The sequence below is a fragment of the candidate division KSB1 bacterium genome, assembly GCA_016214895.1.
Classification (GTDB): Bacteria; Electryoneota; RPQS01; order RPQS01; family RPQS01; genus JACRMR01.
The window spans coordinates 16,643-31,819 of sequence record JACRMR010000002.1 but is presented as its reverse complement, the minus strand read 5'-3'; the positions used below and the strand labels follow the sequence as shown (position 1 = coordinate 31,819).

The window sequence follows — 15,177 nt, the reverse complement described above, 5'->3', positions numbered from 1 at the left end:
TTGCCGGTGTTTTCAAATCACTTCAGCAGCATGATCTTGCGCACGGTGTAGATCGCGCCTCCGGATTCGAGGCGGGCGAAGTAGATGCCGCTGCTGAGTCCGGTGGCGTTGAACGTGACCGAGTGTACGCCGGGTTCGCGAACTCCGTCAAGTAACACGGCGGCTTCGCGACCAAGCACGTCAAACAAGGTCAGGCGGACCTGCGCCCGATGCGGCACGGTGATCGCAAAGGTCGTGGACGGATTGAACGGATTGGGATAGTTTTGCGACAGCAGGAACTGCTGCGGCGAAGTTGGACGCGCCTCGTCGGCCGCGGAGAGGTTCGGGTCGGTGGTGACGAGCAGCGCCCGGCCGGGCACGATCGGCGCGGCGTGCGGTTCATAATAGCCCTGGAAGTAATACTGCAATCCGTCGGTTCCGGTCGGGTTTTCGACGCCGACCGATCCCTCGTAGCGGCCCTCCCACCCATCATACTGCATCTTCATCGCGCCGTCACCGCTGGGCGTCGGCATGAATTGCGGATCGTAGAGAATGATCTCGAAGCGCGCCGGACCGGTCTCGTAATACTCGATTACATTGTACCACTCGACGATGACGCGGTGGTTGGCATTGTCGGCCAGGTAATAGACGCACGACGCGGCGGTCGGCATCCAGTCCGTGAACATCGGCGCGACGTAACCATTCGGCGCTTCGACGCGCGGAATCGGATTCGAACCCCAGTCTTGCGAACACGTCGTGCCGAACAGGACAAAACCGTTCGCGTGAATTCGCACGGACGTAGTGCTTACTCCGTAGAATTGGAAGTCGAACGGCAGTGTGCGCGGGGCGCAATTGTCGCCGGTGATATTCAGGCACTCTCCGTTCAATCCGCCGGCATTCGGATTGATTTCCACCCACTCGAACGCGGCCTGGGGCGAATCATAGTTGTCGTAGATGTAGTATCCGTACTCATCCGGTCCGCTGACCGTGGCCTGCGGCGAGTAGTTCAACGTAGCGGTGACCGTCAATGGGTCGCTGTGGACGTCCGCGTTCACGACGTGTTCAGCCCACGGCAAGGCCCCGCAGTGCACGTCGTAGGCCCCGGCGTAGATGTCGTTGAAGGTCGCGTATCCATTCACATCGGTTATCCCCGAGCGCTCGATCTCAGGAATCCAGACGGGCATGTCGGCGAGCGGGGCTCCCGCATAATTCACGACGGAGACCGCCAGCGTGGTCTGCGGCGCAACCTGCAATTCCACGTCGGCATTCACCGTTCCCTGCGCGGTGACGTGACGATTCAAATGAATGTCGAGATAGCCGTACCGCTCGAACAGCACGTCGTAGTCGCCCGCCGCGACAACGAGCCGGAACACTCCGTTGCTATTCGAATAGACCGGCTGATTCCCGGCGACGGAGACGCGCACACCCTCGACCGGTGATTGGCCGATCGCCGCGGTTCCGGCGATGGTCCCGCGCAGGCCGCGACCTTCGAGAATCGCGGCATACGGCCGCACCATTCCGAATCCCCACAGGGAATCCCAGCCCGCCTCGCCTTGATCTTGAATTCCGGCGATCAGGTAGCGGTAGCAGTCTTCCGGCGTAATCCCCGGAAAGGCCGAGTAGATCAAGGCGAGTGCCGCGCCGACATGCGGAGTCGCGCCGCTGGTGCCGTTAATGCTCGAGCAGAAGCCGCCGCGATCAACCGCACTAACCACCGTCGGCGCGGTCACATCAGGCTTTGCCAATCCCGGGAATGCTCCGTCCTGCCACGGATAGTCCTCGTATTCGGCCGGATATGCGTTGCTGCTACCGGCGGGTCCGCAGAATGGCATACGTGAGATCGGGCTCCCCGCGGTGAAGCAGATGTCATCGCGCGACCAGCCGCCCGGACCGTGACCGGACTGTGAGAAATGGACATGCCCGGAGAGGTAGGCGGAAACCGCGACGATCGAGCTGACTCCGCCCTGCTGTTCGTGACCGTCGGTCATCGCCGGCGGCGGGCAGGTCGAAGGGGCTGAACATGACATGGGAACCGGATTCGACAGCCCGTAGTTTCCCGTGGAATTCGCGTGAATGATGCCCGCCGCAAGTTCCATCTCGCTGACCCGGCGATGCATGACCAGATTCGGGCAATCGCGCACGGTATCTCCGCAATCGGAGAGTTTGAAGCTCAAACTCGCGGAGATGACCATCGCACCATGGTCAATCGCATACTGACTCGCTTCCCAGACAGAACTCTGCGAAGTGTAACTCTTCAGGATCATCAGCTTCACTCCCGGTGCGACGGCGGAGGTGTCACACGGATTGGTCGCCGTGCCGAGCGCGGAGGCGATCACCGACGCAGTCAGATTTCCGTGGCCGCTGCCATCCGTGGGATACAAGTATGCGTTGTCGTCCTCGAAGTTCCAGCCGTAGAAGTCGTCCACATATCCGTTGCCGTCATCATCGATTTCGTTTTGTTCGATCGTGTCCACATGGCCGTTGCCATTCAGGTCCTCGCCGGGATTCACCCACAAATTATTGGCGAATGCGGGCAGCGCGGTATTACAACCGGAGTCCTTGTGGCCGAGAATCACGCCGCTGCCGTTCGCTTCAACCTCCTCCCAACAGCGCGGCGCTTCGATGTCGAGCAATCCCCAGCCCGCCGCATCGAGCGTGTTGTCGTACCGCTGATCGCTCAGGATGTACACGACTTCGGGAAACTTGCTGTCGATGTCAGCGATCAGCGCAGGATCGAGCACGACCCGGATCGAGTTCACGACCCAGAGTGGTCGCAGCAATGAAACGCGACCGGCTTTCTTCTCATCGGCGAGGTACGGCCACACGCTTTCACTCATCATGGCAAAGCGCTCTTTAAGCGTGCGGATCACATAGTCGCGGCGGGCGTCCATCGCGAGGGCGAGCGCATTCGGATACACCTCGTCCATGCTGACCCGGCTGTCCAGTACGAGCACCACGGGGATCAGTTTCCCGGCGGGCGTGGTTTGTATGGTTTCGTCAAGCGTCGGCGAGTGCTCCGCGGCCTGCGACAGTCCACCCGGTCCGATCAGGACGGCGAGCGCACACGCAGTGCACGTGAGTAGTTTGAGTAGGCGGTTCATCGGTTCCTCCGGCTTGTGGCGAACGGGATTGGCAGAATTGAAGACGGATAGTTATATTGTGCGTGCAAGATGAGTGCCGATGCGACAGTACAGGGACCCCGTTGGGCGGAGTGGCACGGCTGGCCGGTGCTATTAGTTGGGCTGGCCGTGCTGCTGCGTGTCCTGCACATCTGGAATAGCCACACGAACCCGACGTTTTGGGTCCCGGCGGTAGATCCGCAGTGGTACGACGAGGCGGCGCAACGAATCACCCGCGGTGAATGGGGGCCGTTTCCGCTGTTTCGTGCTCCACTCTACCCTACCCTGCTGGCCGGGGTCTATGCGGTCTTCGGGCGCGATCTGGTCGCGGCGCGGATGCTGAATGTGCTGCTGCAAGGGGCGGCGGTGTGGGCAGTGTTCCGCGCGGGAAAGTCGTACTTCGGCAGCATCGCGGCCATCGTGGCGGCGGCGCTGCTCGCGCTGAACGGCACTTGCATCTTCTACGGCGGCGAGCTGCTCTCCGTCAGTGCGGAGATTCTCGCGGCCACGTTGGTGGCCTGGGCCACACTGCGGCTGAGTCGCGATTCGACTCCGGCGTCGCTCCTGCTGTGCGGGCTGGTCTGGGGCGCGGCGGCAATTCTGCGACCGAATTTCTTAATGGTCGCTCCTCTGGCGCTGCTCGCAGCGGCCTACTGGATGCGGCGGTCGAACGCGCCGCTCAAGCTGCTCGGAGTGTGGCTGGTCGGCCTCGCGCTACCGATCGTACCCGTAACCGCGGCGAATTACGTGCGCGGCCACGAGTTCGTGCTGATTGCCACGCAGGGGGGAGTCAATCTCTGGATCGGTAACAATCCCGAATCCACCGGGATTCTCTCCGTGCTCCCGGGATACGGCAGTACCTGGACCATGCAGGATGCCGAGCTGCAAGCCGAGCGCGAAACCGGGCGACAACTCCGCAGCGGCGAACTTTCCGATTTCTATGCGGACAAGGCGTGGCGCTTCCTGCTTTCGCATCCGTGGGACAGCTTCCGCTTTATGATACACAAGACGGCTCTGTTTTGCAACCGGTTTGAGATTTCGAACAACAAACATATCCTTCATTTCAGCGCTCTGAGTCCCTGGCTTCCGTGGCTGATTTACCTGAACTTCGGGGTGCTCGTGCCGCTGAGTCTGCTGGGGGGCTGGGTCACTCGGCGTGAGGCTGGGACACGGTTGCTGGTCGGGATGGTTGCCGCCTACGCGGTGAGCGTGATCTTGTTCTTTGTGACCAGTCGCTTTCGATTGCCCGCCGTCCCGTGGCTTTGTTGGCTATCGGGCATTGGCGTCGCCTGGTCGGTTTCGGTGATTCGCGGGGGCCGGACTCGCAGGTTGCTGCCGCTCACCTTGCTGATCCCGGGCTGCGCATTGGCCTATCTGAACCTCTGGCAGTTGCGCGAAGCCCCGGAGGGCTGGGCGCGGAGCATGGAAGGAAATGCATACCTGAAACTGAATCAGCTCGATTCGGCACGGGTCTGTTTCAGCGACGGACTCCGCGACGGCGAACAACCGGCCCGCGACGCGCTCAACCTCGGTGTGGTGTTCTACCGCAAGCAGCGGCTGGACAGCGCGCGCTACTGGTATGAAACATCATTGCGCTACGATCCGCACAATCCGCAAGCGTGGAACAACCTCGGCACCGTGCAGGAGATGTTGGGCGATACGGCGGGCGCGTTCGCGAGCTATCGCCGCGCGATTCAGGAGCGGCCGTTGGCGCTGGATGCAAGGCACAATCTCGCGGGGCTGAATTTCCGCGTCGGAATTCGTTATTTGAAGTTGGGCGCGGACTCGTTGGGCGCGGCCTATCTCGATTCGTGCATATTCTACGAGCCAACGCCGGTCGCTCATTACAATCTCGCGATCGCGTTGGGCCGGATGAATTTCCAGGGCGAAGCCATCGCCCATCTCGATCGCGCTTTGGTGCTCGATCCGGGCCTGTCCGAGGCGCGCAGACTGCGGGATCAGCTCCTGCCGCTGTTTGGGCAGTAGTCACCCATGCAACTCACTGCTCCCACTGCTGCCAGAGTGAATCCGTCGGGTTGGTGACGAGTTGGTAGAGCCGGCGCTGCGTGCGATGGATTGTACCGCCGTTGGTAACGGTCATCTGCGTCGGCCAGGCGGGTTTTCCACCCGGGAAGGTCTCGACATACAGCGGATAGTGCGCATCGAGCAGGAGATAGAACGTGTCCACGTGGGTCTGGCGAAACTCGAGCGCGGTCGCCAGCAGTTGATCGCGGTCATGCGCACCGTAGATCTCCCGCTGCCGCCAGAGCGGCGCCACCTCGAAGCCGAGTTTAGGCGGTGAAATGACGAGCGGTGAACCCGCTCGGGGTTCGAGCAGCCGGACGTGATCCGCTGTGGCCTGCGCGCGGTCATATACGATGGCGGAAAACGCGGCCGTATTCAGCGCGGTCAGCAGCAACAAACTGACAAATGCCGGGCCGCGATCGCGGCCATTTTTTTTGAGATCGATGAGCCAGAGCGGCAGCAGAACGGCGGCAGCCACCGGCAGTGCCTGCGGGTCTTCGGGTATCCGCAATGCCAGCACGCCAAACAGGAGTGCCAGCAGCAGCGCGACGCCTGTCGGACGCCGTCGATAGGGCGGCAATCCCGCGAGCAGGATCCACGGCGCAAGCGCGAGCAGCGAGATCTGCCCGTCAATCTGCCCAGAGGTCAAGGCTGCACTCCACAACCGGTGCTGAAATACACCGAAGCCGACGGCAAGCAACCCGCCGCCGGCCGTTCGCGGAACCGTCCCGTTGCGAGTCATGAGCAACGTGCCCATCAGCCAGCTCGCAAGCACGACTCCCGACCAAACTGGGTCAGAATCCATTCCCGCGACCCGTCTCAAGTTCATCAAGATGCTCTCGCCGGACGGAGCGGCAAAGAGCGGCAGGTGCGACGCGAATTCCGCGCTGAGGAAAGAAGCCACGATGCCCCAGCAGCCTGCCGCGATGATCGCCTCGCGGGACCAGCCGCGGGCTCCCGCCTGAAACAGCAGAATTACGATGACGGGAATTAGCAGCGGCGACAGCGCGGTGGCCACGGCGCCGGCCACGGCTGCCACGGCGATCTGAGCCGCTCCCGGACGCTTGTCGCGCGTCAGCAGATAGAGTAACGGCCAGACCAGCAGTAGCGTCAGCCCGTATTCACCGGGGATGATCGCCGACAGGGTGAGCGGGATCAGCAACCAGGCCGCGGCATAACCGCCGGCGGCACAGAGCCACCCGGCGCCGACCGCAATTATCGCAAAGAGCAGGCGATACGGGCGCTCCCCGAACGCGTGCGCGCCGCGATGCAAGGCCGTCGCCAGCGGTGTCACTCCCAGATCCGCGACGACCACGGAATTATGCGTCCGCGCGAGCGAGTCGCCGTGCGTGCAGAAGTCCAATCGGCGCAACTGATCCTCCAGCGACCAACTCCCGTGCTCCGGTCCAAACCATGCGGCCGGCAGCACGAGCAGCGACCATAGCACACGATACGTATTCCAGCGCTTCAGCATCATCCCGGAGTTTATGAAGAGAGAGGCCGCGGGGCTGTTGCCCGCGGCCTTTGTTCGTCGTCTGTTACGGCGTAGGCGCCCTCATCGCACCGGGCCGACCGGACCGGGGCGGTCTCGGCTGAAATCAAAATTGAAATCACCGAGATTTCGCGGCAAATTGAAGTTGATGATCTCGTTCGCGACCATATACGCTACCGGATTCATCGGTCCGAATTGCGGCAGGATCTCCTGCTCGGTGGTATCCAGGAAGGAGAACGGGAAGGTAAATAGCGATGTCCGGTACAACACGGCCAACTGGAAGAGAAAGGCGTTCGGATTTCGCGGATCACGAGTCTGCACCACTTCATGCTTCTGGAAGTGACAGGCCACCGGCTTGTTGTGATTCACCGAGATCGGGCTGAAAACGTAGTCAACTTGAAGCGAATCGCTGGTCAGCCACGCACCCGCCTGCTCGGGTGTCGAACAAACGATTCTGGCGGAGTCAAACGGTCCGCCATGGTCCATCCAGAGGAACTGCGCATAGACATCCCGCGTCACGTTGAAAATCCGGTCCACCTGGAAAATGATGTTGTGGCCGGGCGCCGGCTGCAGGTAGGCCACGGACGGCGAGGACGCGTGCACTCTGCAGTCCACGTTCGTGGTGTCGTAGCTCGCATCACGGGTTGCCGAGTTGTAATCGTAGAGCGTGAGCGAAAGGTCGTAGCTGGTCTGACTGGTCGCCCGGCTGAAGTAGTCGATTTCCGTGAGATTCGGGAAATGCCGACCCCGCCAGTTGAGCGATGCACAGACCGCGGTGTCAACCTTCAGGTCGGGCAGGAAGGTGTTCGACGTCGTAGCTCCCGAGAATTCGGGTGGCGGTTGCGCGGTCCCCCATTGCGACTTGGCGGACACCGTATTGAGGTTGAAAAACGTCGTGAAGAACGTGCCGTTGTCCTGCGCGGAAAGCGGTTGTTCGCCGCCTTCGGCCAGCAGGTACCCACCGGAAAACAGGCGTCGTCCCGACAGCATGATCTGCCCGCCGACTCGGAGGTAACGGTCCATCACGTGCTGACGGGCGTCCACACCGATGTCATCCGTATTGTTGGCATTGTTATCGTGAATGACCCACACCCACTTGAACTGTCCGATCAAGCCATACGGAATCGTGTGTCCATCGTTGACGTTCTTGTTGTCGAACTCCTGCACCTGCGCGCCACTTCCGGCCGGTTGAATCTCGTAGTCCTCAAACGGCGTCGGGATCAGCGAATCATACGCCATCGACCTGAACAGCTCGGCGATGTGAAACGCCTGCGGCACGAGGTCGTAGTAGAAGGCCATCACGGAGTCGGCATTGCGCGCGCCGAACAGATTGAGTTCGTTGTTGGTGGGGATCGACGTTTCGTCTACGATCAGCAACTGGTACGCGAACGTCGGCTTGATGGCCTTGAAATACGCGTAGGCGAAGGAATCAGGATGGCACAGGGTCAAGCCGTCATCGCGCACACGCAACGTTAGCACGTAGTCACCCGTTTCCTGGCCAAAGAACACAACGGAGGCGTCCTCCGACCACGGACTCCAGCCGCCTTCGTAGCCGACAATATTCAGGCTGTCACCGTAGATCGGGTGCGGGATCGTGTCGTTCGGCAAGCGCACGAGCGCATAGCTGAATTCGAGGGGAATGATATTGAGGTCGCGGCTGTCGGCATCATTGCCTTGCCAGAGAAACTCGATTCCGGGATAGGTCGTGCTGACCGTATCGCCCCAGAACAGCGTCTCCGCAATCACGATAACGCGGGCAAATGCGACCTCGTCCGCCGACTGCGACCACTTGACGAGCGGCGGGTCGGGCGCTACGTTGGTGCGGAAATACGTGCGCACTTTGGGCAGCGAGCGCGCTTCTTTGTCGTCGATCGCCCGCACGATAAAGACGTGTTCCTTCGTTTCTCCGGCGGCCGTTCCGAGATAGATCGTCTCTTGCGTGCGTGACGTGCGCACCCAGTCGTCCGCCGGGATCGCGTCGATGTAGGCTTTCAAGGTTCCCGGCGTCGTGCGATCCTGCCGATAGGCCTCGCGCGCGGCTTCGGTCGAGTCGTCGTAGTACTCGTAGCCGCTGATCAGACCGTCCGAATCGTAACCAATCCAGTACACGATCGGGGCATAATTGAAGGTGGACGTATCCATCGGGGTATTCACGAATCGGACGTCGGGGGCGGCATTCGGGTTCGCGTCGCCGGTTAGGCGGTCACAGCCATCAAAGACGAATACCGCAATCAGCACCGCGCAAGCCGCAAGGAAGTATTTTGTGTTTCTCATGGGGGATCTCCTGAGGTCGCGGATCAAAACAGCGGTCGGTTGAAACGGTACCCGAGCGAAAACCGGTGGATGTTGTCGAGATAGGCGATGCCGTTGAAGGCATAGTCAATGGTCAGTCCTATCTTGTCGAACTTCAGTCCGGCGCCGACCGAGGCGCCGTTCTGGAAGAACTTTCCGGTTTTCGAGAACAGCGGATACTCATAAAACGGGTTCTCGCTCGTCGCGTCTTCCCCGGCTTCGATCTTGCGCTGATATTCGTCCCAACCTTTGCGGGTCAGGCCGTTTATCTTTTTGCCGAAGCGCAGGAAGGCCGAATTCGCGAAACCGTATTCGAGCCCGACATTATAGACTTCAAGGTTGTCGTTGGGATGCGACCAGGCGCCCGACAGCAGCACGGCATGGCAACCGACCGAATCGGAGCCGGTCCAGAAATCGCGCGGACCGGAGTTCATGATGTAGCCGGCCATGCCGAACGTGAAATTCATCGGCAGCGGGAACGGATTGTCCACGAAGTTCATGTCCGGACCGAAATTCGAGGTCAACATCGCCAGCCGGACGCTGCGCCAGCCGGTGTAATAGTACGTCCCGAGATCGGCGCCCCAACCGGTCGCGGACTTGTCGGCGAGCGATTCATTGATGACTTTCAGCGTTCCGCCGACCGAGAACTTGTTCGTCAGTTGCTGGCTGTAGCTGAGTCCGACGGCCATGTCGCCCGCGGTGAACGTCCGGCCCGTACCTTGTGGCTGGAGGGACGTCGTCTCTTCCATTTCGTCCGTGGTCAGATAGACCACGGAGGCGGCGACCGTTCCGTTCAGTTTCTTCATCGGTTGCGACATTCCGATATAGCCATACTGCAAACCCGCGGCGTAATCGATATAGCTGAGCGTGGCATGCGGTTCCGCGATCCGGGCCAGCGCGCCCGGGTTATGGAAAATAGCGGAGGCGTCGTTGGCGACGGCCACATACGCTTCGCCCATTCCGACCGCTCGGCAGCTCGGGCTGATCTTAAGAAACTGCACACCGGCGGTTCCCACTTTGGCCTGTGCCCAGCCGAATTCCGGCAGGAGACACAGCGCGGCAAGAAGAGCAAGGGAAGTCCATCGCATCATGGGAGAATCCTTCCGTATATCAAGGATGCAGGAGCGTTGATTGGGTTGAGGGGATTGGCCACGGCTTAGCGGATGATAACGAATTTGCCGGTCTCGATTTCGTAACCATGACCGTCGGTCAGGTTTTCGACGGAGTACAGGTAGATCCCCGAAACGACCTGTTGACGATTGCGCGAGTTGAGGTCCCAGCGTTCAGAAGCCATCGACGCCCAGGCGCTCTTGTCACCGTCGGTATTGTGAGGAATAATCTGGACCAGGTCCCCGGCGGTCGTGAACACGCGGATCAGGCACTTCTCCGGCAGATTGATGAACTCGATGCGACGATCCTGCTGCGCGTAGAAGTCTTTGGTCCCGTCATTCTGATTTTCCCAGCTGATTCCCAGCGAGGACACCGTGTAGTCTTCATACGCACGGTAGGGATTCGGCACGACCTTGACCGGCTCTTTGGGTGTGCCGGCAGGAGCCAGCAGCACGGCGTTGGCGGTCGGACGGGTTTCCAGCGAGCCTAACCCGGATTTCGGATCTCCGAAGTCGAACGCCGTCACCGAGTAGTACAGCGGCGCCAGCGGATGCGCGGACTCGGTGAATTGATACGTCGAGTCGTCGCGGATGATATCTTGCAGTCCGGTGTTGTTGCCATAGGGCTTGAGCGTGCCCTGAACTTCGAGAATCGTCGTATCCTGCGGCAGCGTATCGGGACGCGTGGTGACGATCGGAATCGTCATCATCGAATCCGTGGACGAGAAGTAGGCAAAGTCGATCAGGTCGTATTCGGCGAGCAAGGAGAACGACGTATCCAACGGTGTCGTGCCGCGATGAATACGATAGCCTTCAAAGTCCTGCACGCGGGAGAACGGATCCACGTAGTCCGGGTCTTCCGATGCGCGTTTGGACCAGCGCAGGGTGACCGCCGTGTTGAGGAGTTCATAGCCCAGACCGCCGGTAAAGCAAGTGCCGTTCTGTTGAGATCGCACCACGCCGCCCAGATGCGCGGAAGCGTTGCTGGTGTTCTCCACACAATGCAACAGCGCGGGGAGTCGCGGCGGAGGCGGACCCGTGAAGTCCGGCAAACCGTCCCCTTGGTCCAGCAACCCGTTCCCGCTCATCCACCCCATATCCCAGTAACGATAGACGGGATGCTCGTAGGCCAGATCGAAGGGAATAATTCCGTCTTCAGTGCCCGCGCCTCCCGTTTCCGGGAACAAGAAGCTGTTATTGACGGCGGAAATGATGCCGTCACGTTCACCCGCATCCGGACCGCGATAATATCCGGCAAATTTCTCCCAGCGCGTACCCTTCCAATAGGTCACGACGACGCTGTCGATACCGGGCCGGAAACCGGAGGGCACTTCGGTGTAGAGGCCGTCATTCCCGACGTCTTCCCCGTACCAGCCGTCACCGGTATCCAGGATGCCATCGCCCTCGCTGCCGTCATCATCCGCCGTGCCGTCAATGTGATCGTTACCCCAGTCCCACTGCGGGGTATCGGTCCCGCGGTTGTCATAGACATCTTTCGACCACCGCGCATTCAATTCGAGATCGGCGAAATTGAACAGCGTGGAGTCGATGACTTCATTGCCGTTCTGCGGATGCGTCGGATCGTGGAAATTCTCGCCGCCGACGTAGGCGATGGTCATATTGAACTTCTCGCCCGGATTCAGGCGGTAGATCCACCGACCGGTCTGGTCCTGATAGTCACGAATCCCGAGCGGCCCCCAGGACAGCAGGTAGCGCGTATCGTAGCCGTTGCAGATATCCGCTTGTTCGGTGGACGGGTCGCACACGGCCCACGTTCGGACGGTATCATCGGGATTCCCTCCCGGCGGATCGATGATTTGCGGCGGCGCGGCGGCCATATCGCAGACCCAGAGTTGATCCGGATCAAACTCCGTATTGCTCAGAATCTGATACTTGTGTTCGTCACCCATCGGGGTGCCGAGCGTGCGGTTCCAATAGAGCGGATCGAGCGGATTATCGCAGTGGATATCCCAGAACGGTCCGAAGTCCAATGACTGGTCGCTGTTCGATATCCACCAATTGAATGAGGTCTCGAGCCGCGGATTCGGCCCGCGAATTACTCGCGTTCCGGTCACATTCGGACACGTCAGCGCTCCGCTGCCCCGCGTTGACGGACGCCCGTCGTTATCGGCAATCCAGGCCACGTCGATCGGCACGAGCACGTCTTCGCCATTCGGCGACGCCTCGCGTGTGGACCGGCGGAACCCGCAGATGTCGTCTGTATGCTCGTTGAAGAGGTTCTTGTCGCCGACATCGGCATCGACATACAGACCGACATACACGTTCTTCAGGAAGTTCGAGGCGATATTCTCGATTTCGTAGTCAATCAGGATGAAATCTTCCGCGAACGCCTGACTGAAGGAATAGGATGTCTGCGTAATTTTCAGACCGAGCGGCCTGTGTTTACCATCGACCGGATCGTCGGTCAGCCAGAAATCGTCGCGCAGTGTATCGGCCATCGCGGCGATGAAATCCTGGTCGGAGACGGCCGCGGGATCGCTGACCATCACGCCGAGACAGTTCGTCGAACCGGGACGGATCGACCGCTCGGTAATTCCGCCCGCCGAGCCTTCCCCCGGCCAGAACTCGTTGACCGACGGATTCAGCCAGCCGTCCACGCCGACGCTGACGCGCTTGGTTTCAAAGCCCTCTTCGACAATCAGTGCGCCGATCCACAGCCCGGCCTGATACAGATAGTTCTGATCGCCGCCGCAGGGATACTCGCACTGTTCGGCCCAGTTGCCCGGCGGGCACGGGTTGGGCAGGGCGTCCTGTGACGGGTCGGAGTTGCCGAAGTACCCGTAGTTGGTGACGTTCATGCACATCCGGCCTTTGTCGTGGACGCGGTTCTCAATATTCGGGTTGCTGACCGCGGGCCGGACCGGGCCGCGTACGCGATCCGGATTGAAGGCGTCATTGCGCGCGAGCGCCGTTGACGACCAGCCGAGCGCGAGGGCGGCCAGCATGAGACCGACCTTCATGTTCCTGTGCATAGAAGTCAAACCTCCCATCGGACTCAAAGCAGCGTGCCAGCCCGTTTGTTCGAATCGATGACTCATTTGGCGGCCAAGGTGTGCGGGTTGCGGGGCAGACTGAACCGACCGACGCGGCCGCCCTGCGGGCCGCCGAAGGCGCCCATGTCATTGCGGGACGCGTCCACGTCGTTGTATGGCGCTTCGGGATTGCCGGCGTCAATGGCCGGGGAACCGGCTCCCAGCTGGAAATCGGCGCCGAGCAGCGGATTATCCGTGACGTCGTTGAACGAATCCAACGTATCGCCGCCGGATTCCGGCGGACCGAAATTCAGATTCTGATTCCCCAGCGTGTAGTTATTGAAGAAGCAGTTGTAGTCCAGATACGGAAGCGCGCTGGCGTAGGTGTAAACCCCATAGCGTGCCGAGTTGACGACGATCGTGTTCATCACCACCGGCCGGGATTGGTCGGTAATCTGGAGTCCGTAGTAACCGCAATCGCGAATGGAGTTGTTGAGAATCAGCGGATGCGCGTGCACTTCGATGACGATGCCGCTCGTGCTGCACGCATCGACGATGCAATTCGAGATCGCGACCTTGTCGCCGCCCTTCCACACGGTGATCCCGCGCCCCTTCGCGTGCACGACTTTGCAGTTGCGGACTCCGGCCGGGCTTTCCGCGATCACCAGCCCGAAGGCTCCGCACTCGAGGAAGTCGCAATAGCTGAAATTGACACTGTCTTCGATGTTCTTGCTGGGCAGATTCACCCAGGCGCCATAGAAGAAGCCGCGCTCGAATTTGCAGGCTTCAAACACCGCGCCCGGTTTCTCGATGTTGATCGATTGATAATTGACGAATTCCGTATAGCGGAACTCGGAGGGGAAGGTCCACGGTGCCGGCCGCCGTTGCATGCTATCGACTTCGTGAATCGTCATCGTCCCCCACGAATTCGTGCCGCCCTGCCGCCAGAAGCGCACCGGGTTGTCGGCGGTGCCCATGCAGCGGATTCGACCGAACGCTTCGATGTCGTAAACGTCGTTGATTTCGATGGTCGTTCCCGCCGGGATCGTCAGCGTCTGTCCGAAATTCACGCGCAAATCGCAGGACATGCGATAGGCAACGGCCGGATCCAGCACGATGTCCGTTCCCGCCAGCACGCCGCGCAATTCGCCCGGCGATTGCAAATAGGGCGAGATCCCCATGTCCGCCCGGGTGCCGTCCGCATCGTTGAATTGCGGCGAGTCGGTTGGACCGGCATCGATCGCGGGCGAGCAGGGTTGCAGCCCGAAATCGCCGTTGGGCGCATCGACAAACAGCGGCGAGATCTCGACGTTGAAGAACTGGTCGCAACTATCCAGATTCGAATTCACCTGCGTGAACTTGCCGAATCGCGTGCTATCGTAACCCATCAGGAACGCGATGGCCGAGTTGTCCGCGACGTCGTTGTAGGCCAGCACGATCTCGTCCAGATCGACGAGCGTATCCGCGCGGACCGCCGAGGCGTCGTTTTCCGTGAAAATGTTGAACCGGATCGTCGGCCGCGCGTTCTGGCCGCTGATAAACACCGCGTTGTTCTGATTGTAGTACACGACGCAGCGTTCGATGCGCGGGCTGCTGTTGATGATCGAGAGCATCCCGCGATAGAGCTGAGCGTCCGTCCCGCGATCGGACACCGTATCCACGTCGAAATAGGCGCCGTATTCAAACACGCAATGTTCGAACACGGACCCGCGCGCCGGATCGGGGTTGCGCAGCTTGAAGCCGCGCCAGTGCCCGCGATCCTTGTCCACGAACGCCGTCGTGAAGATAATCGGCGCGTCGGGCGAGCCATCGGCGATCAACTGACCTTGCACGTCCACCCACACCGGGCCGATTGTGTCGCTGGGATTGATGTCGAAGATGAACTCCGTACCCTCGTGAATCCGCACTACATCGTCCGGGCCGATCACCCAGTCGGAATCGATCAACCACGGCTTGCCCGTGGCGGACGGGAAGATCTCCGTCAGCGTTCGGTCGAGCGGTACGCCGTCGCGCTTCGGGGTGGGCGGCTCCGGTTTGTGGGACGTCGGGCTGGTGCAGCCGATCAGCAGACCGACCAGGAGCAGGCTCCCAAGCGAGCCGAAAAATTTCGTCATATTTGCCATTCTACTCCGGATATCGGGACCGTGAGTGCCGGCCGGATGACCGCA

At 60.7% G+C, this 15,177-nt stretch carries 7 protein-coding genes; 1 reads left to right on the top strand and 6 read right to left on the bottom strand.

All coding sequences use genetic code 11. From position 1 onward, the window contains the following. Positions 1 to 17 precede the first annotated feature (17 nt). Positions 18 to 3,080 carry a S8 family peptidase gene (locus HZB60_00170; GenBank protein ID MBI5058178.1) on the bottom strand — a complete coding sequence of 1,021 codons (3,063 nt, stop codon included), beginning with the start codon at positions 3,078 to 3,080 and terminating at the stop codon, positions 18 to 20. A 69-nt stretch (positions 3,081 to 3,149) separates the two neighbouring features. Between HZB60_00170 and HZB60_00165 the strand changes: the two genes are divergently transcribed. Further along, entirely contained in the window at positions 3,150 to 5,084 is a 1,935-nt protein-coding gene (locus HZB60_00165; protein MBI5058177.1) for a tetratricopeptide repeat protein, read from the top strand. Positions 5,085 to 5,097: 13 nt separating this feature from the next. On the opposite strand, the gene HZB60_00160 is transcribed toward HZB60_00165, so the two are convergent. The 5 genes from HZB60_00160 to HZB60_00140 form a co-directional block, all read right to left on the bottom strand. Further along, complete coding sequence (locus tag HZB60_00160; protein ID MBI5058176.1) at positions 5,098 to 6,600, bottom strand: hypothetical protein; 1,503 nt, start codon at positions 6,598 to 6,600, stop codon at positions 5,098 to 5,100. A 78-nt stretch (positions 6,601 to 6,678) separates the two neighbouring features. Beyond that, positions 6,679 to 8,889, bottom strand: a complete 2,211-nt coding sequence (locus HZB60_00155) for a hypothetical protein (protein MBI5058175.1) — start codon at positions 8,887 to 8,889, stop codon at positions 6,679 to 6,681. Positions 8,890 to 8,912: 23 nt separating this feature from the next. Further along, positions 8,913 to 9,998 carry a PorV/PorQ family protein gene (locus HZB60_00150; protein ID MBI5058174.1) on the bottom strand — a complete coding sequence of 362 codons (1,086 nt, stop codon included), beginning with the start codon at positions 9,996 to 9,998 and terminating at the stop codon, positions 8,913 to 8,915. A gap of 65 nt (positions 9,999 to 10,063) precedes the next feature. After that, positions 10,064 to 13,009, bottom strand: coding sequence for a hypothetical protein (locus tag HZB60_00145; GenBank protein ID MBI5058173.1), 2,946 nt, complete (start codon positions 13,007 to 13,009; stop codon positions 10,064 to 10,066). 62 nt (positions 13,010 to 13,071) lie between these two features. Next, positions 13,072 to 15,123: a right-handed parallel beta-helix repeat-containing protein gene (locus tag HZB60_00140; GenBank protein ID MBI5058172.1), complete on the bottom strand. Its 2,052-nt coding sequence runs from the start codon at positions 15,121 to 15,123 to the stop codon at positions 13,072 to 13,074. Positions 15,124 to 15,177 lie beyond the last annotated feature (54 nt).

What these genes read in the sequence shown, in the direction of transcription:
- HZB60_00170 (MBI5058178.1), bottom strand. Translation starts at nt 3,080, where the DNA reads ATGAACCGCCTACTCAAACTACTCACGTGCACTGCGTGTGCGCTCGCC.
- HZB60_00165 (MBI5058177.1), top strand. Translation starts at nt 3,150, where the DNA reads ATGAGTGCCGATGCGACAGTACAGGGACCCCGTTGGGCGGAGTGGCAC.
- HZB60_00160 (MBI5058176.1), bottom strand. Translation starts at nt 6,600, where the DNA reads ATGATGCTGAAGCGCTGGAATACGTATCGTGTGCTATGGTCGCTGCTC.
- HZB60_00155 (MBI5058175.1), bottom strand. Translation starts at nt 8,889, where the DNA reads ATGAGAAACACAAAATACTTCCTTGCGGCTTGCGCGGTGCTGATTGCG.
- HZB60_00150 (MBI5058174.1), bottom strand. Translation starts at nt 9,998, where the DNA reads ATGATGCGATGGACTTCCCTTGCTCTTCTTGCCGCGCTGTGTCTCCTG.
- HZB60_00145 (MBI5058173.1), bottom strand. Translation starts at nt 13,009, where the DNA reads ATGCACAGGAACATGAAGGTCGGTCTCATGCTGGCCGCCCTCGCGCTC.
- HZB60_00140 (MBI5058172.1), bottom strand. Translation starts at nt 15,123, where the DNA reads ATGACGAAATTTTTCGGCTCGCTTGGGAGCCTGCTCCTGGTCGGTCTG.